Below are 23,008 nucleotides of genomic sequence, written 5' to 3'. Positions count from 1 at the left end.
TGCAATGGGATCAACGCTGAGAGCGTAAGCCTTTTTCCGACAGGGGAGCGGATTGCTGGCGTAACCCCTGCGTTTGCGCGCAGCCGATACTGCGTCGCCATGCGCCGGGCGCCTGGCCGAACTGACGCTTGAAGCTGCGGTTGAAGGACTGCTGGGAGTCAAAGCCGAGGGCGATCGCCACGTTCAAAATCGGTTCGTCGCTGTGGGCTAAGCGCTCGACCGATTTTTGTAACTTTTGCGCCCGAATATACTCGGCGAGGGGATAACCGGTATGCTCCTTAAATAGCCGCTGCAGATGCCATTTCGAATAGCCGGCTCGCCTGGCGACGGTGCCAATGTCAAGCCGGCTATCAAGATTGTTGTCGATCCAGTCGAGTAAATCGTGAATGAATGCGCCAGTGTTCATCTTGTCTCCTCAACGCAGTGTATTAAAAAGCATCTTTATCTGTTGCATTTAAAGGTGGCCCGTTTTTGCGTTAATTGCAAGTTTTATTGTTGCATTTAAATCCCCGGTGAAAACGCGCCTTTTTCCTGTGCCAGGAATAGCACATAAAGTGCAACAATTATTCTTGCACTAAATTTAGCGCCTTCCTACAATCGCCGCGATAGTGTATTTGCAATTGTTACAGTTTTGTGGCGATGAACGACACAAATGGCCTTAAGCCAGCCCGGACAAAGGAAGTGGCGCGGCGTCTTCCGCTGCGTCTTGCCCGGCGGCTACCAATACCGGAATAAAAATAATGAGCCTGCAAAAAACCTGGGGTAACTTTCATCTGACTGTGCCGGGCGTGATGTTACTCTCCGCGCTCCTCGTCGGATGCGATGAGGGAGTCGCGCAAAACGCCGCGCCGCAAGCGCCCGCGGTCAGCGCCGCTGACGTGGTCGTCAAATCCATCAGCCAGTGGGATAGCTTCAACGGTCGGATTGAAGCGGTGGAAAGCGTTCAGCTCCGACCCCGCGTCTCCGGCTACATTGATAAAGTGAATTACACCGACGGCCAGGAGGTGAAAAAGGGCGAGGTGCTGTTCACTATCGATGACAGAACCTATCGCGCCGCGCTGGAACAGGCGCAGGCGACGCTGGCGAGAGCCAAAACCCAGGCCAGCCTGGCGCGAAGCGAGGCTAATCGTACCGATAAATTAGTCAATACCAATCTGGTTTCCCGCGAAGAGTGGGAGCAGCGCCGTGCGGCGGCCACCCAGGCGCAGGCCGACATCCGCGCCGCGCAGGCGGCGGTCGACGCCGCGCAGCTTAACCTGGATTTCACCAAAGTGACCGCGCCTATCGATGGCCGCGCCAGCCGCGCGTTGATCACCAGCGGTAACCTGGTCACGGCTGGCGACAGCGCCAGCGTCCTGACCACGCTGGTATCGCAAAAGACGGTTTACGTCTACTTTGACGTGGACGAGTCGACCTACCTTCACTATCAAAGTCTCGCCCGCAGCGGGCAGGGCGCGTCGAGCAATCACCTGGCGCTGCCGGTTGAGATTGGCCTTGTTGGCGAAGAGGGTTACCCCCATCAGGGGAAAGTGGATTTTCTTGATAATCAGTTAACGCCGAGTACCGGCACGATCCGGATGCGCGCGCTGCTGGATAACGCCCAGCGTCAGTTCACGCCGGGGCTCTTTGCCCGCGTCCGCCTGCCGGGCAGCGCGGAGTTCAACGCCACGCTTATCGATGACAAAGCGGTGTTGACCGATCAGGATCGTAAATATGTTTATGTCGTTGATAAAGAGGGTAAAGCGCAGCGTCGTGATATTACGCCGGGGCGTCTGGCGGACGGTTTGCGCATCGTGCAGCAGGGGCTGAAGCCTGGCGATAAAGTCATCGTCGAGGGTTTGCAAAAAGTGTTTATGCCGGGGATGCCGGTTAACGCGAAAACCGTGGCTATGACCGCCAGCACCGCCCTTAACTGATCCCTTATCTGAGAATCCGACCCATGGACTTTTCCCGCTTTTTTATCGACAGGCCAATTTTCGCCGCGGTGCTGTCGATTCTGATTTTTATCACCGGATTAATCGCCATCCCGCTGCTGCCGGTCAGCGAATATCCTGACGTCGTGCCGCCCAGCGTGCAGGTGCGCGCGGAGTATCCCGGCGCCAACCCGAAAGTGATCGCTGAGACCGTGGCGACGCCGCTGGAAGAGGCGATCAACGGCGTTGAAAACATGATGTACATGAAATCCGTCGCCGGATCCGACGGCGTGCTGGTGACCACCGTCACCTTCCGTCCGGGTACCGACCCGGATCAGGCGCAGGTCCAGGTGCAAAACCGGGTATCGCAGGCCGAAGCGCGTCTACCGGAAGATGTGCGGCGTTTAGGGATCACCACCCAGAAGCAGTCGCCGACACTGACGCTGGTGGTGCATCTGTTTTCGCCCGGCGGTAAATACGACTCTCTGTATATGCGTAACTACGCCACGCTTAAGGTGAAGGATGAACTGGCGCGCCTACCCGGCGTCGGCCAAATTCAGATTTTTGGCTCGGGCGAATACGCGATGCGCGTCTGGCTCGATCCCAATAAAGTGGCGGCGCGCGGGCTGACAGCATCGGATGTGGTCACGGCGATGCAGGAGCAAAACGTCCAGGTTTCCGCCGGGCAGCTTGGCGCCGAGCCGCTGCCGAAAGAGAGCGATTTCCTGATCTCCATTAATGCCCAGGGGCGTCTGCATACCGAAGAAGAGTTTGGCAATATTATTCTCAAAACGGCGCAGGACGGCTCGCTGGTGCGCCTGCGCGACGTGGCGCGTATCGAAATGGGCTCCGGCAGCTACGCGCTGCGTTCTCAGCTGAACAATAAAGATGCGGTCGGAATTGGTATCTTCCAGTCGCCGGGGGCGAACGCCATCGATCTCTCGAACGCGGTGCGCGCCAAAATGGACGAGCTGTCGAAGCGTTTCCCGCAGGATATGCAATGGGCGGCGCCTTACGACCCGACGGTGTTTGTTCGCGACTCCATTCGCGCGGTCGTGCAAACGCTGCTGGAAGCGGTGGTGCTGGTGGTGCTGGTGGTGATCCTGTTCCTGCAAACCTGGCGCGCGTCGATTATTCCGCTGATCGCGGTGCCGGTCTCGGTGGTGGGAACCTTCAGCATTCTCTACCTGCTGGGCTTCTCGTTGAATACCCTGAGCTTGTTCGGGCTGGTGCTGGCTATCGGCATCGTGGTGGATGACGCCATCGTAGTGGTGGAAAACGTCGAGCGAAATATCGAGGAGGGGCTGGCTCCCCTTGCCGCGGCGCATCAGGCGATGCGTGAAGTGTCCGGGCCGATCATTGCCATTGCGCTGGTGCTGTGCGCGGTGTTCGTCCCGATGGCGTTTCTCTCGGGCGTGACCGGTCAGTTCTATAAGCAGTTTGCGGTGACGATCGCGATTTCCACGGTGATTTCGGCCATCAACTCGCTGACGCTCTCTCCGGCGCTGGCCGCGCTGCTATTGAAGCCGCACGGCGCGCCGAAGGACTTCCCGACCCGGCTTATCGATCGTCTGTTCGGCTGGATCTTCCGTCCGTTTAACCGCTTTTTCCATCGCAGCTCGAACGGCTATCAGGGGCTGGTGGGTAAAACGCTCGGACGACGCGGGGCGGTGTTTGCGGTGTATCTGCTGCTGCTCTGCGCCGCAGGCGTCATGTTTAAAATCGTCCCCGGCGGGTTTATTCCGACTCAGGATAAGCTGTACTTAATCGGCGGCGTGAAAATGCCGGAAGGATCTTCGCTGGCGCGCACCGATGCGGTGATCCGTAAAATGAGCGAAATCGGGATGAATACCGAAGGCGTGGACTATGCGGTCGCGTTCCCGGGGCTGAATGCGCTGCAGTTCACCAATACGCCGAATACCGGGACGGTCTTCTTTGGCCTGAAGCCGTTCGACCAGCGTAAACATTCGGCGGCGGAAATTAACGCCGAGATTAACGCCAAAATCGCGCAAATCCAGCAGGGCTTTGGCTTCTCGATTTTGCCGCCGCCGATTTTAGGGCTGGGTCAGGGCTCCGGCTATTCGCTCTATATTCAGGACCGGGCAGGTCTTGGCTACGGCGCGCTGCAAAGCGCGGTGAACGCGATGTCCGGTACGATTATGCAGACGCCGGGGATGCATTTCCCGATCTCCACCTACCAGGCTAACGTTCCGCAACTGGATGTGCAGGTCGATCGTGATAAGGCGAAAGCGCAGGGCGTGTCGTTGACCGATCTGTTCGGTACGCTGCAAACCTATCTGGGCTCCTCTTATGTCAATGACTTTAACCAGTTCGGGCGTACCTGGCGCGTCATGGCGCAGGCCGACGGTCCGTTCCGCGAAAGCGTGGAGGATATTGCCAATTTGCGCACCCGCAATAATCAGGGCGAAATGGTGCCGATCGGCAGTATGGTAAATATCAGCACCACCTACGGACCGGACCCGGTGATTCGCTACAATGGTTATCCGGCAGCGGATCTGATTGGCGACGCCGACCCTCGCGTACTCTCTTCCTCGCAAGCGATGACGCAGCTTAACGAGATGTCTAAACAGATATTGCCGAACGGGATGAATATTGAATGGACGGACCTGAGCTTCCAGCAGGCCACCCAGGGCAATACGGCGCTGATCGTCTTCCCGGTGGCGGTACTACTGGCGTTTTTGGTGCTGGCGGCGCTGTATGAAAGCTGGACGCTGCCGCTGGCGGTGATCCTTATCGTACCGATGACGATGCTGTCTGCGCTGTTTGGCGTCTGGCTGACCGGGGGCGATAACAACGTGTTCGTGCAGGTGGGTCTGGTGGTGCTGATGGGGCTGGCCTGTAAAAACGCGATTCTGATCGTCGAGTTTGCCCGCGAGCTGGAAATGCAGGGGAAAGGGATCATGGAAGCGGCGCTGGAAGCGTGCCGCCTGCGTTTACGCCCGATCGTGATGACCTCCATCGCCTTTATCGCCGGGACCATCCCGCTGATCCTCGGCCACGGCGCGGGCGCGGAAGTCCGTGGCGTCACCGGGATTACGGTATTCTCCGGGATGCTGGGGGTGACGCTGTTTGGTCTGTTCCTGACTCCGGTGTTCTATGTGACGCTGCGTAAATTCGTGACGCGCGGTAAACCGGTAGAGGACGTTTCGCCGGCGTAGGGTGCGGCAGATAACAAAAAACCGTCTTCACAGTGAAGGCGGTTTTTTTTGCGCTCAAGGAAAATTAATGGGCTTCTTTATACTTGGCGATAAGTTCAGGCACCGGATCGCACCCGCTGGTATCGGCTTTTTTCACTTCTTCCAGCGCACTTGCCACGGTGTGGCGCGCCAGTACCTGTAGCGAAGCCTGTTCCGCTTCATCGGCGATAGATTTGAAGTACCAGCACGCATTCGCGCTGACCACGCAGCGGGCGGGGACGTCAGGACGCGACGCCCAGAGCTTTTTATCTTCGATGACGGAGACGTAGATATCGCGTAGGGTGATCTCTTCCGCCGGGCGGCCAAGATGAATAGAGCCGTTGCGGCCAAGCGTAGAGACGATGATGCCGTCACGGGTGAGAGGAACCATGAGTTTGCGGATAAAGCTCGGGTTGGCTTCCAGACCGTAGGCCAGAATCGCACTCGTCGAACGTTCACCCAACTGCTCCGCCATTGCTACGCTGAGAACCATCTGCAAAGCTGTCGGGAAGCGGTAATCTAACATTTTTTTATCCTGGGTAGCGGTGAATCTTGTTCTTTTTGGCACCGCAGAGGTGAGTAAGCAATAAACAACAATATACCAAATACGGTAATTTTTTTGAAGCAATCTGCGCTTTAGCCACTATGTAAAAAAGCGTGAGTGAGATCGGGGGCTAGCTGACGCCTCACGCCATGGCGTGAGGCATTGATGAAAAATGTATCAGCAAAATCATGGGTTCATCACTTCTAATACCCGCTCGGGCATATAGGACCGCTGTGGTCTTAATGGCAGTTTACCTTTGACGTTGAATAAGGTGGGTAGCCATCCCCCAACTGAGCGCGGCGCCTTTGCCGTCCATAAAATCGAGAACAGAGTAACTCGCATTGGGGTGAGCATAGCGAGAGAAGTTATCGAGAGTCCCTTCTTTAAGTATCGCCAGTACGCCCTGACTGACATGCCCGTGAGAAACAACACAGACGATCTGATGTTCATTGGTATTTTGCAGGTGTTGTAAGAAATTTATCACGCGTCCTGTGGCCTGAGCTAACGACTCTCCCTCCGGGGGACAATACGCTGCATCACGGGCGAGCAACGCATCTGCATCATGCGGATTGTCTCGCCTGAAGTGCTCGAAAGATATCCCTTCAAAGCAACCAAATGACTGTTCCTTAAGAGATGCTTCAACTTTTAGCGGGCAGCCAAGACCTTGAGACAGCTTCAGCCCCATATGCCAGGCGCGCCCAAGCGGGGAGCTGTAAACACATTCTATCGGATATGCCTCTTTCGTCAGCGCTGTCAGTAACGCCGCTGTTTCTTGCATACCGCGGTGGGTTACGACGCTGTCGCGATGTCCCTGAATAATTCCTTTTTGATTCCACTCGGTTTCTGCGTGCCTCACCCATATCACTTTCATCGTATTTGAGATCCGTTATCCAACGTGACGACCGTTTGTTATTTGCTTTAGCGAAATGCTTCGCCAGGCTCAGGGCGAGAGTGTCCGCTTCTTGCCATTTGACTCCGGAGTACCCTGATGGAATACCATTTTCCATTGGCCATTCCCTGACATTTCCCAGCATGAGGAACGAAGAGATGCACGGCTGCCATCTTGATGAAAAGTCCTGTAGTGTAAGATTGCGAAATTATCTCTAACGCTGATAAGTCTGAAATCTCGACTGAGAAGAGGCGGAACATATTCTTCAGTAGAAAGTGCCGCTATTGTTTCAGCACGATCAACTAGCACACCCGATCGTGTTATTTCTCTAAATTCCTCATGAAGTATCTGCTCAAGCCATTCCCGCTCTTTGCGCTTGTCGCCATGAAGAGAACATTCGAGTCCTTTAAGCGTCTCCAGAAGCACAGTGTTTGTCCTCATAACCTTCGGTCATTAACTCTTAGGGCAATAATCGCTGGAAAGCAATATCCGCTCCTGGCTATCACTTATTTGGCGACCAGATAACCCGCTTCACTGCGTCGCCATCATGGTCTGACAGAAAGATGCAGGAATAAACGGGGCTATGCCACGCGTAAGCTGGGACGTACCGATGAGGGCATCGGCTACTATCAGCGTTCAATCGCGCTCGATCCGACCTATGCCAAAGTACGTGAATATCTTGGTGAAGCATGGCTGGCGAAAGGTCGTCCTGACCTGGCAAAAGCGCAATTGAAAACTATCGCCGCGCTGTGCGGCCATAGCTGCGAGGAGTACCGGGATCTCCAGGCTGCGATCGACGGTCATCCTGAGTCCTGAATAAGGAGATGAGGATAAAAAAATCACGATCAGCGACGTCCGTCAGCATCTTGCTGAACATCTGACACGCCTGTGGCGTTATGGGCTGGTTCTGACGCGTAACCGTGAAGTTGCCGAAGAACTGGTTCAGTGTACCTGTGTCCGCGCGCTTGAAAAAAGCGCGCAGTTCACCCCTGGCACACGCATAGATCGCTGGTTATTTACAATTCTGCATTCCATCTGAATATCAGAAGTGCGCGCCCGCCGGGTGCGTCAGGGGCGGGGGTTCGTCGAAAGCGATGATTTACTGGCGCCGGATACAGACGAACAGGATGAGGCTCGTCTGCACTATGTGAAGTTCAATGGGTGTTTTCCTGGCATTGATACTGTTGCTGGCCGGGCTGGCACATAACAAAAGGGGATTGATTAACGATCCGTGAGCGAAGACAGGCACGATACGCATCATGGTGATAATCCTTGCAGTGTTTAGCGGGTAAACGTGCACGCTGGTTTTTATAGGATTCAAGGTTTATGGCCCTTGTATCAATACGGTTAACGTGACTTATTTCCCGGTGATTAACTATCAAATCTTTATTGTTTTATTAAATTTCATGTTTTATCGAAATTATCACATAAAAAATCTAATACACCCTTAAAGAAAACCCACTTAATCTCACTCGATTTTTTCTGTAACCTGTCACTATAACAAAATACGGTCATGCAAGAAAATTCGACGCTGTTTTATTATGCATTCATAAGAGTATGGAGAGAAAATGAGTTTGATTTTGGCAATGTTTATGTTCGCTCTGACGATGTCCATTTCGCCAGGTCCGGTGAATATGGTTATTATATCTTCAGGGGCGAACCATGGATTTAGAAAAACCCTTCCGTTTGTTTCAGGTGCTACTATAGGATTTACGCTATTACTTATCCTTGTCGGTTTTGGGTTCTATGCCGTTATCGAGTCGTATCCACTCTTCTTAAAATATCTTAATGTCGCCGGTTCAGCATTTATTATATTTGTGGGTTATAAGATAGCTTCGTCCCAACCTGAGTTATCTCTGAAAAAAACAGATACCCCAGGTTTCGTTCAGGGTTTTTTACTCCAGTGGCTCAATCCTAAAGCCTGGATCGCCTGTGCATCTGGGGTGGCGCTATTTTCTGATTCGTCAACCCACACAATGCTGATTACCTTTATAATTATCTATTTTTCAGTGTGTTACATCTCTCTGGCTGCATGGGCAATACTGGGAAATAAAGTATCAACATTACTAAGTAGCGCTCAGCGGATCCGTGTATTTAACGTCCTGATGGGTGGGTTACTGATCATGACCGCTTGCTATATGCTCTCTTTTCAATGATCGGCTTCCCATTTATTGATGCCGGCTTAACTGCCTGGCAATGAACGCCAGGCGTATAGTCGTTCGCCTGTTTGTTAGTTAATCTAATATATGATGCTCAAAAGCGTGGTAAATTTTATTTATTAAGGTGTAGGCGATGCTGCTGGTCGAGATATTGGAGGGCCAAATGGCATAAACTTTCAGTGGTTCTAATGACCAGTCGGGGAGTACCTCCTGCATTTCTTCGCGCTGAATATCCTCTTTACTGAGATAGGCAGGAGGAGCAACTAACCCTACCTGTTGTTTTGCCAGCGCATAGGCGGCCTCGACATTATCAACGTAAACCGTTGGGGTGTACTTTATGATGGCCACTTCACCATTAGTATGTCTGAACTCTCGGCTGTTCTGTCGCATAGTCAGACCAATCCAGGGCATTTTTGCTAGATCATCAGGATGGTTGACAGGTTTGTAATTGCTTAACCATTGCTTTGATGCCACCACTTTTCGCGGCAATACAAAAAGATGCCGTGCTTTGAGCGAGCTGTCCGGCAGATCGCCAATACGAAATGCCACATCAATACTTTCCGCAATGATGTCTTTACGCGTATCGCTATAGGAAATATTCAGACAAACATCCGGATATTCTTTTATAAAAGCGGCAAGATGGTGCGTAAATACACTATTTTGAAAAACGGCAGGTAGCGAAATATGCAGTTTATTGGTTGTTGAAATGGTACGCTGTTTAAATTCGATAAATCCCTTTTCATAGAGCTCGAGCATAGCATTTGCTGTCTCGAGCAAACTTGCGCCATCGTGAGTCAGGGAGAGCTTGCGGGTATTTCTGTAGAGCAACGCGCTGCCAAGATTTCGCTCAAGCTTAGAGAGATGCGTGCTTGCCGTCGCGGTAGTCAGCCCTAAAGCGTCTGCACCACCTGAAATTGAACCTGCCTCTACAATTTTTGCAAAAACAATCAGGTAACGGATGTCATCGATCATTTACATTCCTGTGGCGGCAAAGTAGCGCTAAGACTGAGATTTATCCAGTCAATCATACAGTTAGCATATCCTGATTTCATCTCCAAAAAACATCTCTTTTGCCAGAAAGCCCCGAGCGCGGCAGGCCTGTCCATCAGCTTAAGGAAGTCAATGGAGACAATATGACGATGTATAATTTACCGCTTCAGGCAATATCCGCCATCATTGGCCCCTGATTAATTCATGGCATAAGCTCCCGAGCTGCTCCACGGCATGCAAAAGCGCGGGCGTGGGATCGTTCGCACCGTTCAGGCGCAGGTAGTTTTGCAGTTCCGCCGCGCCAGGGGAAAACAGCGGCCCTGGGCTGACGCCAATTCCCAGGGCGAGGGCGCGACGATGGACTTCCAGCGCATCGATCCCGGCGGGCAGTTTGACCCAAATCAGAAAGCCGGCTTCGGGAGCCGCTACGCGCGTGCCCGGTGGGAAGCAGGCGTCAACCCTGGCGATGATGGCCCGCATACCTTCCGCAATCCGCAGCTTCAGGTGGCGCAGGTGCCGGTCATAATCTCCGCTGGCGAGGATCTCGTTCGCCGCGGCTTCAATCAGCGGCGCGCCTGCCCATTCCCCGGCCATGCGGGCCTGCAACACCGCTGGGTGATAGCGTCCGGCAGCAATCCAGCCAATTCGCCAGCCCGGCGCCAGGGTTTTCGACAGAGAACTGCAATAAATCACATTTCCGCCCTTGTCGAAGGCTTTACACGCGGGCGGACGCTGCGCGCCACCGGCCAGATCGCCGTAGACATCGTCTTCAATTAAAGGGATGCCCCGATCGGCAAGCAGGGCCACCAGCGCCTGCTTGCGCGCGACGGGCATGCTGGCGCCCAGCGGATTTTGCACCGTGGGTGAGGCCAGAACGGCTGTCGGACGGTGGCGCTTGATGGCCTCTTCAAGCGGCGCCAGCAATAATCCCTCAATCGGGTCCGTGGGGATCTGTAATGCCTTCAGCCCCAGATCCTCCAACAGCAGAAGCGTGCCGAAATAGGCGGGCCGCTCAATCGCCACCGCATCGCCCGGCTGGCATACCGCGCGGAGCGCCAGGCGTAGCGCCTGCGTTGCGCCTGCCGTGATGATAAGGTCATCAGCGCCAAAAAGGGCCCCCCACTGTGCCGCGCGGGCGGCAATCTTTCTGCGCAGGTCCGCTCTTCCCGGGGGTAGGCTGTAGCTCTGCCCGCGCGCGTCAAGCCGACGTCCGGCAGTGTGCAACGCCCGCTGCAAGGCATCGACGGGAAGCCAGGCGGGATCGGGTAGCGCGGCGCCAAGCGGCACCAGACGCGCTTCAGTGCTACCGAACAACGAGCGGGCGATGGCGGACATGGTCACCGGCACGGGGCCGGATAAAGATGCTGCGCGCTGTACGTCTCCGGAGGTGTTTATCTGGCGGACAAAGTAGCCTGAACGCGGTCGGGCGATGAGCAGGCCTTCCGCCTCAAGATGACGCAGGGCTTCGAGCGCAGTGGGGAGGCTGACCTGCTCGCGCTCGGCCAGTTTGCGCGCGGAGATAATGCGATCGCCTGCCCGCAAAGCGCCTGAAGCAAGCGTCAGCCGCAGCATATCGGCTATTCGGCGGTAGTGAGGAATCGGCGCGAGTGGGTTGGACATCGTCATCTGTATAGTCTGATTTTTGATAAATCTGACTATACAGTCGTTGCGGGGCGCCATCTATAGTGGGTTCAACACAATCCAGCCAAGGAAATCACATGCACAGCGACAGTTTCGACCTTTCACTTTACTTCCGCCGCATAGGCTATAGCGGGCCTGCGGCAGCGGATACCGCAACGCTACACGCGCTGATGCGTCACCAGCTCTTTGCCATCCCCTTCGAAAATCTGGACGTACAGGCAGGTAAAATCGTGTCGATGGAGCCCGATGATATTGCCAATAAGCTCTTACGGCAGAGACGGGGCGGCTACTGCTATGAACTCAACGGGCTGTTTACCATGGCGCTGGAAGCGCTGGGTATTGCCTGGCGGTTTGTCGCGGCGCGGCCCATGTTCTATCCTGCGCGCCGGCCTAAAACCCATATGGCGGTGGTCGCGGAAGTGGAGGGGCGTCAGTGGCTTTGCGACCTTGGCTTTGGGAGCTACGGTATCCGCGCGCCGCTGGCCCTGGACGAACTTGATACGGACATTATCCAGGATTTCGATGCGTTCCGGCTTAGCTGCGATGCGCATGGAGACTACCTGCTGCAGGCAAAAGTTGAGGGAAGCTGGGCCAATCAATACGGTTTTGACCTGTCACCTCAGGAGTGGATTGATTTTGTTCCGGCCAATTTTCTTAACTCCACGCATCCCGATGCGGTCTTTGTACAAAAGCTGCTGGTGATACAGCATCAGCCCGAGGGGCGCTTTATTCTGCTGGGCAATATGCTTAAGAGTATTACCGCCGACCGCGTAGAGAAGCAGTGGCTGGCGGAAGATGAAATTGCGCATGCGCTTGAGAACCGCTTTGCTTTGTCTGCTCGCTAATTAGTCAAACGGGCAAGCTAGCCCGCGGCGAGACGAATACGAAGCCGATATAACGGGGAAGGGAAGCGAACCTTCCCTGTATTCCCTTTGTTCAGTTGATATACCCCCATCGGCCGCCAGCAATGTATTACGGTTCAGGCCGGGATATTAAATCATCGATAATGCAAATCGAAAATGTACGCCACTTTTAATAACCAAGTCCATTCAGTCAATTACCCGCGTAAAATTAAGATAATTCCATAAAGACTGGGCGGTATAGTCCTGTGAAAAATATTGTCGATAAAATCTATTCTCCCCGACATTTCCTTTGTTTACAGTTTGTTATGGCTGTGCGGTGATATTTTTGGCGATTAAAAATGGTTAAAACAAAATCATCTACTAAAATAGAATTGTTGATTAAATTCATACGCTAGCAATTCGTACTCATTTAGATAATTAGTCCCTGGTCGACCGCCCGCTATTTAAGCGGCGAGCGATAGCGGCTGACGATAATTATCCCGCTCGATATTATCGCAGATCTGGCGGGTTAATGTCTGCGGTGAACGTTTATGCCAAACGACTTCAGGACTAATGAGTTATTTCAAAGGACAACGTAAATGACGAATATCTACGACTCTACCTCTATTAGCAGTCAGGAAACCGCCAGGCAGGTGCCCGCGGCCGCAGTTAACAGCGCGAGCGCGGTATCATGGGGGGCGATATTTGCAGGCGCCGCCGCTGCCGCCTCGCTGGCGCTTATGCTGCTCATGCTTGGTGCCGGATTGGGCCTTACTTCAATTTCACCGTGGGAAAATCAAGGCCTTGCGGCGGGGACCGTCGGTATTGCCGCCATCGCCTGGCTGACATTTACCCAAATTGTGGCCTCAGGAATGGGGGGGTATCTGGCCGGAAGGCTGCGGACTAAATGGGTTGATACGCATACCAATGAAATCTATTTCCGCGACACGGCGCATGGCTTTCTGACATGGGCGGTGGCGCTGCTGGTATCAGCCGTTCTTTTAACCACCACCATCAGTTCCCTGATCGGCGGCAGCGCAAAAGTCATGGGTTCCGTTGCCGGGGGCGCGACGGCTACTGCCATGAATAAGGCTGGGGACGGATCCTCGATGTTATCGAAGTCATCGATGGAATATTTTACCCGCTCACTGTTCAGGGCGAGCGGCTCCACTCCGGCAGATAACAGCAACGCATCAGGCAATGATGTCATGGCCATGAATCATCCTGTGCCGCCAAAGGCGGAGTCTCCCGCTCAATTAGCCGAGGTGACGGGCATATTTGCTAACAGTATTTATTCTGGCGCGCTTCCCCAGGATGATCTGAACTATGTGGCGCAGCTGGTTGCTCAGAATACCGGTATAAGTCAGCAAGAGGCCGAGCAACGGGTACAGGCGGTTTATGATAAAGCCCAGGCTAATTTGAAAGAGGCGAAAGATAAAGCGCAGCAGGCCGCTGACGCCGCCAGAAAAACCACCAGCTACGTTACCCTGTGGTCATTTATTTCTCTGTTAATTGGCGCTTTTGTTGCCAGCCTTTGTGCCACCTATGGCGGCCGTCAGCGTGATTTATAACGTCTAATACTCATTATACGGGAGGAACCTATGCGTTCAATATTGCTTTTCTTTCTGGGTGTGCCAATCCCTATCATTATTTTAATCGCGTTATTTGTGCACTAACTATTTTCCGGAACGGCAGGAATAGTGGTTAAAAAAATACTGACCCGTCGCGCATTACCGCTAAAGCATAAATGCCCTTCGAGGGCATTTATGCTTTTTATCAGGCGCTCAGAGGGGCCTGCTGCGCGTCACCAAAGAAGTTCTCCGCGACAGAGTGATGTCAACTATCAATAACACCCGCAGTGAATTAACGTTCACGCCTTGCCATCATCAGCGCCAGGTCAACGAGGCGATTGGAGAATCCCCATTCATTGTCGTACCACGCCAGAATTTTGACCATATTGCCGCCAATCACCAGCGTTGACAGACCGTCGATAATCGACGAGCGGGGGTCACCCTGGTAGTCGCTGGAGACGAGCGGTTCATCGCTATAGCCGAGGATCCCTTTCAGCGGTCCCGCCGCGGCGGCTTCGCGGAAGGCATTATTCACTTCATCAGCCGTCACATCTCGCGCCAGCGTCACGGTCAGGTCGACAATGGATACCACCGGCACGGGGACGCGCAGCGAGTATCCCGTTAAGCGGCCATCCAGCTCAGGAATAACCTTGCCCAGCGCCTTCGCTGCGCCGCTGGAGTAAGGCACAATCGACAGCGCAGCGGCGCGAGCGCCGCGCAGATCTTTTTCCGGCTGGTCGTGCAGCGCCTGGCTGTTGGTGTAGGCGTGGGTGGTGTTCATCAAACCGTGCTTAATACCGAAATGCTGGTGCAGAACCTGCGCGGCAGGCGCCAGACCGTTGGTGGTGCAGCTACCATTGCTGACCACGTAGTGTTTATCCGGGGAGTAGAGGCCATCGTTAACGCCCATCACGATGGTTAAATCATCGTTTTTGCCGGGGGCGGAGATAATCACGCGCTTTGCGCCACCGCTATGGATATGCCCAGACGCCTTGTCGCGATCGGTGAAGAATCCGGTGGCTTCAATGACGATATCGACTTCACGTTGACGCCACGGGATATTGGCCGGATCGCGTTCGCTGAATACGGTAATGGGTTGACCGTCAACCACAAGCTGCCCTTCACCGGCGGTGACGTCGGCGTCGAGCTTACCAAGCAGCGAGTCGTATTTCAGCAGATGCGCCAGCGTTTTGCTGTCCGTCAAATCGTTGATCGCCACAATCTGAATATCCGGATGACCCAGTGCAGCACGCAGTACGTTGCGTCCGATACGGCCAAAACCGTTAATACCGACCTTTACCATAATTAACTCCTTATCCATTGTCTCTGGCGTCAGAGTAGGCCGGGTAGGCTTTGGCGTAAATGACAAAAAAGGATCACTTTACGCCATTTTGCGACAGTGAAATCGCTGTCGATATTCCCCGGGTGTGAGGTGAAGCTGTTTTTCAAACAGCCGTCGCAGGTTAATGCTGCTGCCAAATCCCGTTTGTTCGGCGATACGATCCAGCGTCTCGTTAGTTTGCTCCAGACGCTGCCGCGCGGCGGCCAGGCGGGCTTCGGCGACGTAGCGCGCCGGCGAAGCGCCGGTTTCCCGGGTAAATACGCGGGTGAAATTCCTTGGACTCATGGCGACTCTTTCCGCCAGTTTATCCACGCTGAGGTCGGCGGTGAGGTTTTCGAGCAACCACGCCAGCAGATCGTTAATGGGGCCCAGGGTGCTGGTCTGCTGGAGGTTGTAGCGGCTAAACTGCAGCTGGCCGCCGGGACGTCGCAGGTACATGACGAAATCCTGGGCAATATCGCGCGCAAGGCTGAAGCCGTAGTCCTCTTCAACCAGCGCCAGGGTGAGATCGAAGCCGGAACTGACTCCGCCAGAGGTCCAGATGTGTTCGTCCTGAATATAGAGTGGACCGCCTTCAACGCGTACCTGCGGAAATTCCGCCTGCAGGGTATCCAGTAGCTTCCAGTGGGTAGTGGCTCGTCTGCCGTCCAGCAGCCCGGTTTGCGCAAGCAGCAAGGCTCCGCCGCAAATGGAGGCAATGCGGCGGGCATGGGGTGCGGCAAGGCGCAGCCAGTCAACCACCGCGATCCCTTCCTGCGGGTTTTGACCTCTGCCGGTAATCATGATGGTATCGAGCGGCTCGCGAGGATCTATCTCATGCAGGCGATGATCGGCCAGCAGATTTAATCCGGACTGACCATGGATCACCTGATGCGGCTGGGTGGTCGCTAGCTGGACCTGGTAGCAGAGCTCCCCGGCGCCTTCCGGGTGCAGGCGGTTGGCCTGCATCAGAATGTCGGCAATACCGGCGGATTCAAACAGCATGCCGCCATCGGGGACGATAATAAGTATCTTCTTCATGTCTTGAAAAGTAATCTTTTTACAGAATAAGTCAACCGGACAGGCGGGGGAGAGATAATTTTTACCCCCGCAGCGACGCTGTTCTCTCGTTCGCTGATGGTTTGACGTCGACGGGATGGGATTACCTGCTGAGGTAGGTTTCGTACAAACTGGACTGGAAAAATAGTACCGAATATCTGCTTTGAGCGAGGAGCGGACGTCTACCATTCAGTTTGGATGACGCCCTATTGTACCGGCACGCTATTTCACACGGTTACCTGCCTGCAGATTTCGTTAGCCATTTTGGCTGTGAGTAATAACTGGCTGGCATGTAATCGGGAAATTAAGGGAATTTGCAATGAAACAAAGATCATGCGCGCGGTGATGGAGAGCCTGCGCTCGATTGATGTCATCTCCGGGACGGATCGTTATTTCAGGTTTTAAAGTAATATCGGTGAAACATCCTTTTTTCCCTTCGCGCATCGTTCCATGTGCTCGGTCAACATAGCTTATAACGCTTATCCCTGCTTCCGAGCAGAGATGCAGATACCATAATTTATGGCATGCTGAAGCAGCAGCAACGAGCAGGTCCTCCGGATTCCAACATTTGGCATCGCCCAGAAATGCGGGGTCTGATGACCCCAAAATTACAGGTTTTCCGTCCTCTGAAATCTCATAACTTCGCTCATAGTCTTTGTAAGACTGCGTGCCATTACCTTTATTTCCCGTCCATTTAACGTTCACCTGGTAGTGATGCTCTCTCTCGATCATTTTTGTCTCCGTGTGCATTAACTTATTGTTTTGGAAATATTAGATTTGTCTCGCCGCCGCATTTCTGGACTCAATCTATCAAATGGTATACCATTATACCATCGTTTTTTTCGGAGTCGTTTATGAGCTTTAGAGCTGTTTCAACCGCAGACTTACTCGCTAATAAGTTAAGAGAAATGATTAACAACGGTAGTCTTCGTGATGGTGAAAGGCTTGTCGAAAGAGACCTTGCAAGTCATTTTGATGTAAGCCGTATTCCAATGCGGGAGGCGATCAGACAACTTGAACATGAGGGTCTGGTGGAGATTTTTAGAAATCGCGGAGCAATTGTCAGAACGTTATCTGTTGATGATCTTAATGAAATTTACCAGCTGCGTTCTCTGCTCGAGGGCGAAGCAATATTTCAGAGCGTCAATAATTTGAGTGCTGATAATCTGGCGAGAGCGGGGCTGACGCACAGTCTTCTTGCTTCATGTACCAAATTCGAACTGCAAGGGCAACTAAACCGTGAGTTTCATGATCTTCTCTATAGCGGGTGCGAAAATCATCGTCTACTGACCATGATTAATGATTCTCGCAATCAGATTGAGCGGTATGAATACCTCCAGCGAAAGCTACTCTCTGAGACATCCCTGTTTCAGGATGACCACGCGAGTATTCTTATTGCCTGCCAGCAACGAAACGCCGAACAAGCGCGAACTGAAGTTAAGCGACATATTCAGATTGCCGGAAAAATGTTGCAAGACCTGGTAAGTAGACAAATAAGTTAATCGACCAGAAGACAGGTAAGTTATCCTGAGGATGTTCGCTGCTGGCACGAAGCAGACCCTATTTAAGGGGGGAGACTGCCGAGAACGAAAGCAGATGAATGCTTTAAAGGATGCTGAACGCTTTAAAAGTACATCGTTTTTTTGCAGTACACAGGGACCAGAGCAGCTGTTACTTTTCGGGAAAAGGTGAGTTGTGGATGAGGAAATGCTCAATTGAGTCGATTAAACCGGGAGCTAAGGGGAGCGCTGGTTCAGCGTATGAAGCGATATTCGCCTTGCTATCGTCCGAAGTCACCTCCTTCATAACATGGTTCATATCGGGCAGTATAATTAAGGACGCTTGAGGATTCGCGGCCTTAAGCAGTCTTGCATCCGTTTCTTCCACCTGAAGATCGCGTAGCCCTTGTAGCACTAACACGGGTTTGGAAATACGCGAAATGAGCTGACCCGGATTATATGAAAACGCATTGATCAAAAATCCCTGCACCCCAGGATTAAAGAGATTTTGCAGTGCTGGATGCATATTCGAAATATCTACCCGGCGCCGATGCTCGAGAGCATCAATGATCGGCAGTGCCTGCTTTAATAGCACTTCGTTTTCCGGATTAGCGTAAAGTTGCCCCCTCAACACCTCGCCCATCGGCCTCCCGGGCGTTGCAATAAGAACCACCCCGCACAGATCCTCTTCTTGAGCCGAGGCAAGGGCGACTACGCCTCCTTCGCTGTGTCCTAAAACCCAAATACAGGAAGCGTGCATCTGACGTCTAAGCACTTCTACCCAGGATCGAACGTCGTCAACATAGTCAGCCATCGTCACCGCATTGCCATCCTCTACGGCCATTGCGCTAGCGAACATTCCACGTTTGTCGATACGAAGCGTTGCAAAGCCTTTTGCCGCCAGACCTTCAGCAAGAAGTCGGTAAGGCGATGCATTCACACCAAGCGGGTTGTTTCCATCCCGATCGGTCGGCCCGGAGCCAGGAATGATAAGAACAACCGTGGTTGGTTTAGAATTTGGGGTGAGTAACGTACCCTTCAAAGGACCTTTCGGCCCAGCGGCCTCCAGGACAGTTTCGGAAAAGGTCACCGGCACTGCCGCCAGACTCACAAATGGGCAAGCGCTCAAAAGGGCAATGGAGGCGGCAGTATTCATCGGTGATATTCCTGTAAAACTCAGCGTGTCCGCTAATTTATTTGATAAATAGGACCTGTTCTCCATTGATTAATACATCAGCGGCGGTAGAAAAGTCCGATCCGGCACTGTGTTGAAGCGGCGCGGAGCCAGTTCTTCGACACAGAACACTTTACAATTCCTAATGGAAAACGAATGACTTTCCATACCTAAAAGGGTATGGCTGGGCATCATTATAGTATTGGAAAGGATGTCATACCTGTTATTAAGATTGAATCACCCGCCAGACAGGGCGAACGAATATGCAGATAGAGGTGATCATTCTATGAGTAACGCAATAACTAAAGTCCACAACGCCAATGCACGTCGTGGCGGTGATGTATTGTTAGAAGTTCTGGAAAGTGAAGGGGTGGAATATGTGTTTGGTAATCCAGGCACAACCGAACTGCCCTTCATGGATGCGCTGTTAAGAAAACCGTCAATTCAGTACGTGTTAGCTCTGCAGGAAGCGAGCGCAGTAGCCATGGCGGACGGTTATGCGCAGGCAGCAAAAAAACCAGGATTCCTGAATCTGCATACCGCCGGTGGTTTAGGCCACGGCATGGGAAACCTGTTGAATGCAAAATGTTCACAGACGCCACTCGTGGTGACAGCGGGGCAGCAAGATTTACGCCACACGACAGCCGATCCGCTATTGTTGGGTGATCTGGTGGGAATGGGTAAAACGTTCGCTAAATGGTCACAGGAGGTGACTCACGTTGACCAGCTACCGGTATTAGTTCGCCGGGCTTTCCACGATTCAGACGCTGCACCGAAAGGCTCCGTTTTCCTGTCGCTTCCGATGGATGTAATGGAGGCGATGAGTTCTATCGGGATCGGGGCGCCTTCCACTATTGACCGCAATGCAGTCGCGGGTTCGTTACCTTTGCTGGCAAGTAAGCTGGCGGCATTTACTCCAGGTAAAGTCGCACTGATTGCCGGCGACGAAATTTACCAAAGTGGAGCGGCCAGCGAGGTTGTTGCTCTTGCTGAGATGCTTGCCGCTGACGTATACGGTTCAACATGGCCAAACCGGATCCCCTACCCAACAGCACACCCTCTCTGGCGGGGCAACCTGTCCACTAAAGCGACGGAAATTAACAGAGCATTAGGCCAGTACGATGCTATTTTCGCACTTGGTGGTAAGTCGCTTATCACCATTCTTTATACAGAAGGTCAGGCAGTACCGGAGCAGTGTAAAGTGTTCCAGTTATCAGCCGATGCGGGCGACCTGGGACGCACTTACAGTAGTGAACTCTCAGTGGTTGGCGATATTAAATCATCGTTAATGGTGCTACTGCCCGAGCTGGAAAAAGCCACGGCAAACCATCGAAGTGATTATCAACGTCGTTTTGAAAGCGCGGTTAATGAGTTTGAATTGAGCAGAGATAGTCTGCTAGAGCAGGTTAAGGAACAACAATCTGCTACCGTAATTACGCCACTCGTGGCTGCCTTTGAGGCCGCAAGGGCGATCGGACCCGATGTGGCAATTGTTGACGAAGCGATTGCAACCAGCGGCTCGCTTCGTAAATCACTCAACAGCCCCCGCGCGGATCAATATGCCTTTTTACGCGGCGGTGGTCTGGGGTGGGGGATGCCTGCAGCTGTGGGCTATTCACTCGGTTTGGGAAGAGCGCCTGTGGTGTGCTTTGTGGGCGACGGCGCTGCAATGTACTCTCCTCAGGCTCTCTGGACGGCCGCACATGAAAAACTGCCGGTAACCTTTATTGTAATGAATAACACGGAATATAACGTATTGAAAAACTTCATGCGTTCACAGGCGGATTATACTTCGGCACAAACAGAACGCTTTATCGCAATGGATTTGGTTAATCCGGCAGTTGATTATCAGGCGCTGGGTGCATCGATGGGACTGGAAACCAGAAAAGTTCTTCGTGCCGGGGATATCGCCCCGGCAGTTGAGGCCGCACTGGCGAGTGGCAAACCTAATGTGATCGAAATCATTATCAGTAAAAGTTAATCATTAATCCGTTCGGCCTGCGGTGCATGCAGTTTATCCCTGATACTGCGGCACTGGTTCACAAAACCCGGTAAAGCCGGGTTTTTGTTCTTTGTCGACCACATCAGCATATTCTCCACCATATTCGGATTTTCCAGCCTCCGGTAAACTACACCACGCAATTGGGCATTCTCCATACTTGCGGGAATAAGCGCCACGCCAACGCCATGGGCCACAAAATTCATTACGGTCTGCTGTATGGAGGCTTCCAGTCCTATTTTCGGGCTAAATCCGGCCTTGAGGCACTGATGAAGGATGGAATCATAGAGCATCGGTGCACTCTGGCGCGGAACAGTGATGAACGGGTCATCACTGAGTGATTCAAGCCTGAAATGCTCGCTTTGAACTTGGGGGTGATTGGCAGGAAGGGCGGCGATTAGCGGCTCACGCAAGAGCACCAGTGAATGAATTCCCGGAGTGGCCGTCTCGGAGAAGCTGATTGCCGCGTCTAATCTGCCATCCTGTAATGCGGCGTGTAAATCAGAGGGGACCATCTCCTGAAAATGCAATTCCACATCAGAATAGGTATCCCGGTGCTGTATGGCAACATGAGGCACAACGCTATAGCTGGCATACATTGTTGCACCTAACTTCAGAACACCTTTCTGCCCTGATTCTACTGCCCGTACGTTATTACAAGCCTGCTCCAGCATTGCCAGCACCGCCTGGCAGTCCACCAGAAATTGCTCTCCGGCAAGGGTTAAACTGACACCTTTAGCGGCCCGGTTAAATAGCTTTGCACCGAGGATGGTTTCCAGCTGGGCAATTTGCCGGCTTAAGGGGGGCTGCGAAATATTGAGTTTATTGGCGGCTTTGCCGATGTTTCCGGTTTCAGCAACAGTGCAAAAGTTAATCAACTGATTAAGGGTCGGTTTCATGAGCATTCCTGAAGCAGGTTCATACCTTCTATGGTATCACTTGTTTGCAGGGCGGAGATGCACATGAAGTCGCAGGGTCAACGCACTATCACTCTGTCCCTGAATAATACCCTTCACATTGCACTCTGTTTCCGCGTGTCGAACAGGTATCACTTACATTATTAAAGGCCATGTATGTTCTTGATTTAAATGCTACAGAACAAACATATCCCTTTAATATAGTGGTTTTTTTCTGCTCTGGCCGCAAAGGGGAATAAGTGTGGCTGAATATTATTTTCAGTCTCATAAATGATGTATTGAAGGTCGTTAACAGACGGAGTTCGAACTAGCGGCCTTTTCTCCATGGCGATTCACTGTTCCTGTCTCTGGCCGATATATTCCCCTAATCCCTTTGCCAGAACATCGAAAACCAATTTGCAGCACAGACTATTACGCAGGTCTTCGTGCATGACGATCCAGGTATCAAGATAGAAAGAAAAGACATTCGGCAGTAACCTCTGCAATGGAATATAGCCATTGGCCAACTGCACCTGGCATATGCCAATGCCGGCACCGGCGCGAATAAGATTCAGCTGAGCCACGTCGCTGTCGGTGCGCATGGAAAAGGCATCGCGGCTTAGCTGAGGGAATTTTTCCAGGGCCTTACGGATGAAAGGCGTATCCTGATCAAAGCCAACCAGCGCATGGTTCAGCAAATCTTCGCTATTTTCAGGTGTGCCATGACGTGCGAGATAGGAAGTCGATGCGTGGAGACCGAGCTCAATGCGCCCAACGCGACGCGCAATAAGCTGCTCCTGTACTGGCGTAGTCATGCGTACAGCAATATCGGCTTCTCTGTGCAGTAAATCCTGAACCCGGTTCGACAGAACTAATTCAATCGTTATTTGTGGGTGAGACTTCCTGAGCCTGGCAATAAGTGGTGGCAGAACCTCAACGCCGATAACGTCACTTGCGGAGACGCGGACAACGCCACAAATGGACGCGCTGTTATGACTAAAGTTGGAGGCTGTACGCGCTAACGTATTCGCGGTGCTCTCCATCGCTTCGGCATGCACCCTCAGCGCCAGCGCCGTTTCAGTCGCCAGCAGGCCCGTCTGCGACCGCGTGAACAACACCTGGCCCAGAGCGGACTCCAGCGCAGCGATATGGCGTCCTGCCGTAGGCTGCGTAATCGAAAGCCTGCGTGATGCGCCGGAAAGCGAACCTTCCCTGAGCACAGCCAGAAATGTTCGGTACCACTCCCATGGGATAGATTTATTCATACAAATTTGTATAGCTGCCCTATAAAGATATGCAATTCCATTTAGCTCT

General features: G+C 52.8%; 20 protein-coding genes and 2 pseudogenes. 9 read left to right on the top strand and 13 right to left on the bottom strand.

Annotated features, from left to right (window positions below; all coding sequences use genetic code 11):
• Window positions 1-10 precede the first annotated feature (10 nt).
• The gene (locus EGY08_RS02025; protein WP_004121018.1) at window positions 11-406 is read right to left on the bottom strand and encodes a helix-turn-helix domain-containing protein; all 396 of its coding nucleotides are present in this window, start codon (window positions 404-406) and stop codon (window positions 11-13) included.
• A gap of 334 nt (window positions 407-740) precedes the next feature.
• Between EGY08_RS02025 and EGY08_RS02020 the strand changes: the two genes are divergently transcribed.
• Window positions 741-1,916: an efflux RND transporter periplasmic adaptor subunit gene (locus EGY08_RS02020; RefSeq protein ID WP_004121017.1), complete on the top strand. Its 1,176-nt coding sequence runs from the start codon at window positions 741-743 to the stop codon at window positions 1,914-1,916.
• A 23-nt stretch (window positions 1,917-1,939) separates the two neighbouring features.
• Entirely contained in the window at window positions 1,940-5,092 is a 3,153-nt protein-coding gene (oqxB, locus tag EGY08_RS02015; RefSeq protein ID WP_004121016.1) for a multidrug efflux RND transporter permease subunit OqxB, read from the top strand.
• A gap of 64 nt (window positions 5,093-5,156) precedes the next feature.
• On the opposite strand, the gene EGY08_RS02010 is transcribed toward oqxB, so the two are convergent.
• The 3 genes from EGY08_RS02010 to EGY08_RS02000 form a co-directional block, all read right to left on the bottom strand.
• On the bottom strand, window positions 5,157-5,636 hold the full coding sequence (locus EGY08_RS02010; RefSeq protein ID WP_004121015.1) for an RrF2 family transcriptional regulator: 480 nt from the start codon (window positions 5,634-5,636) through the stop codon (window positions 5,157-5,159).
• A 268-nt stretch (window positions 5,637-5,904) separates the two neighbouring features.
• The gene (locus tag EGY08_RS02005) at window positions 5,905-6,525 is read right to left on the bottom strand and encodes a histidine phosphatase family protein (RefSeq protein WP_004121014.1); all 621 of its coding nucleotides are present in this window, start codon (window positions 6,523-6,525) and stop codon (window positions 5,905-5,907) included.
• 69 nt (window positions 6,526-6,594) lie between these two features.
• Window positions 6,595-6,984, bottom strand: coding sequence for a DUF4440 domain-containing protein (locus EGY08_RS02000; RefSeq protein WP_211172091.1), 390 nt, complete (start codon window positions 6,982-6,984; stop codon window positions 6,595-6,597).
• Between the two features lie 129 nt (window positions 6,985-7,113).
• Here EGY08_RS02000 and EGY08_RS01995 point away from each other — a divergent pair.
• The 3 genes and pseudogenes from EGY08_RS01995 to EGY08_RS01985 form a co-directional block, all read left to right on the top strand.
• Window positions 7,114-7,359: pseudogene (locus EGY08_RS01995) on the top strand (tetratricopeptide repeat protein); the annotation flags it as partial.
• A 28-nt stretch (window positions 7,360-7,387) separates the two neighbouring features.
• Window positions 7,388-7,696 (top strand): annotated as a pseudogene (locus EGY08_RS01990) (sigma factor); the annotation flags it as partial.
• Between the two features lie 415 nt (window positions 7,697-8,111).
• A complete protein-coding gene (locus EGY08_RS01985; RefSeq protein WP_004121012.1) occupies window positions 8,112-8,699 on the top strand; it encodes a LysE family translocator in 588 nt (195 codons plus the stop codon).
• Window positions 8,700-8,777: 78 nt separating this feature from the next.
• Here the strand turns inward: EGY08_RS01985 and EGY08_RS01980 are convergent, their stop codons facing one another.
• Window positions 8,778-9,674 carry a LysR family transcriptional regulator gene (locus tag EGY08_RS01980; protein ID WP_004121011.1) on the bottom strand — a complete coding sequence of 299 codons (897 nt, stop codon included), beginning with the start codon at window positions 9,672-9,674 and terminating at the stop codon, window positions 8,778-8,780.
• A gap of 201 nt (window positions 9,675-9,875) precedes the next feature.
• Window positions 9,876-11,312, bottom strand: coding sequence for a PLP-dependent aminotransferase family protein (locus EGY08_RS01975; RefSeq protein ID WP_370516904.1), 1,437 nt, complete (start codon window positions 11,310-11,312; stop codon window positions 9,876-9,878).
• Window positions 11,313-11,410: 98 nt separating this feature from the next.
• Between EGY08_RS01975 and EGY08_RS01970 the strand changes: the two genes are divergently transcribed.
• Together EGY08_RS01970 and EGY08_RS01965 are read left to right on the top strand one after the other, a co-directional pair.
• Window positions 11,411-12,178 carry an arylamine N-acetyltransferase family protein gene (locus tag EGY08_RS01970; RefSeq protein WP_004121008.1) on the top strand — a complete coding sequence of 256 codons (768 nt, stop codon included), beginning with the start codon at window positions 11,411-11,413 and terminating at the stop codon, window positions 12,176-12,178.
• A gap of 596 nt (window positions 12,179-12,774) precedes the next feature.
• Window positions 12,775-13,746, top strand: a complete 972-nt coding sequence (locus EGY08_RS01965) for a hypothetical protein (protein WP_004121006.1) — start codon at window positions 12,775-12,777, stop codon at window positions 13,744-13,746.
• Between the two features lie 292 nt (window positions 13,747-14,038).
• Here EGY08_RS01965 and gap read toward each other — a convergent pair whose 3' ends face one another.
• The 3 genes from gap to EGY08_RS01950 form a co-directional block, all read right to left on the bottom strand.
• Window positions 14,039-15,049, bottom strand: coding sequence for a type I glyceraldehyde-3-phosphate dehydrogenase (gap, locus tag EGY08_RS01960; protein WP_123828125.1), 1,011 nt, complete (start codon window positions 15,047-15,049; stop codon window positions 14,039-14,041).
• Between the two features lie 78 nt (window positions 15,050-15,127).
• On the bottom strand, window positions 15,128-16,108 hold the full coding sequence (locus EGY08_RS01955) for a GlxA family transcriptional regulator (protein WP_123828124.1): 981 nt from the start codon (window positions 16,106-16,108) through the stop codon (window positions 15,128-15,130).
• 273 nt (window positions 16,109-16,381) lie between these two features.
• Entirely contained in the window at window positions 16,382-16,858 is a 477-nt protein-coding gene (locus EGY08_RS01950; protein ID WP_123828123.1) for an OsmC family protein, read from the bottom strand.
• A gap of 122 nt (window positions 16,859-16,980) precedes the next feature.
• Between EGY08_RS01950 and EGY08_RS01945 the strand changes: the two genes are divergently transcribed.
• Window positions 16,981-17,628, top strand: a complete 648-nt coding sequence (locus tag EGY08_RS01945) for a GntR family transcriptional regulator (protein WP_049115550.1) — start codon at window positions 16,981-16,983, stop codon at window positions 17,626-17,628.
• Window positions 17,629-17,797: 169 nt separating this feature from the next.
• On the opposite strand, the gene EGY08_RS01940 is transcribed toward EGY08_RS01945, so the two are convergent.
• On the bottom strand, window positions 17,798-18,781 hold the full coding sequence (locus tag EGY08_RS01940; protein WP_112165206.1) for an alpha/beta hydrolase: 984 nt from the start codon (window positions 18,779-18,781) through the stop codon (window positions 17,798-17,800).
• A gap of 304 nt (window positions 18,782-19,085) precedes the next feature.
• Between EGY08_RS01940 and EGY08_RS01935 the strand changes: the two genes are divergently transcribed.
• Window positions 19,086-20,780: a thiamine pyrophosphate-binding protein gene (locus EGY08_RS01935; protein ID WP_004120992.1), complete on the top strand. Its 1,695-nt coding sequence runs from the start codon at window positions 19,086-19,088 to the stop codon at window positions 20,778-20,780.
• On the opposite strand, the gene EGY08_RS01930 is transcribed toward EGY08_RS01935, so the two are convergent.
• The 3 genes from EGY08_RS01930 to EGY08_RS01920 all read right to left on the bottom strand — a co-directional run bounded on the left by EGY08_RS01930 (window position 20,777) and on the right by EGY08_RS01920 (window position 22,959).
• Window positions 20,777-21,697: a LysR family transcriptional regulator gene (locus EGY08_RS01930; protein WP_049078941.1), complete on the bottom strand. Its 921-nt coding sequence runs from the start codon at window positions 21,695-21,697 to the stop codon at window positions 20,777-20,779. The genes EGY08_RS01935 and EGY08_RS01930 overlap by 4 nt on opposite strands.
• A gap of 36 nt (window positions 21,698-21,733) precedes the next feature.
• Complete coding sequence (locus EGY08_RS31380) at window positions 21,734-21,814, bottom strand: hypothetical protein (RefSeq protein WP_416381355.1); 81 nt, start codon at window positions 21,812-21,814, stop codon at window positions 21,734-21,736.
• A gap of 233 nt (window positions 21,815-22,047) precedes the next feature.
• The gene (locus tag EGY08_RS01920; protein ID WP_004120988.1) at window positions 22,048-22,959 is read right to left on the bottom strand and encodes a LysR family transcriptional regulator; all 912 of its coding nucleotides are present in this window, start codon (window positions 22,957-22,959) and stop codon (window positions 22,048-22,050) included.
• Window positions 22,960-23,008: the final 49 nt, after the last annotated feature.

Origin of the sequence: Klebsiella sp. FDAARGOS_511 (genome assembly GCF_003812845.1) — a bacterium.
Classification (GTDB): domain Bacteria; phylum Pseudomonadota; class Gammaproteobacteria; order Enterobacterales; family Enterobacteriaceae; genus Klebsiella; species Klebsiella grimontii.
The sequence above is the reverse complement of the archived record's forward strand: the minus strand, read 5'-3'. Positions and strand labels throughout refer to the sequence as shown.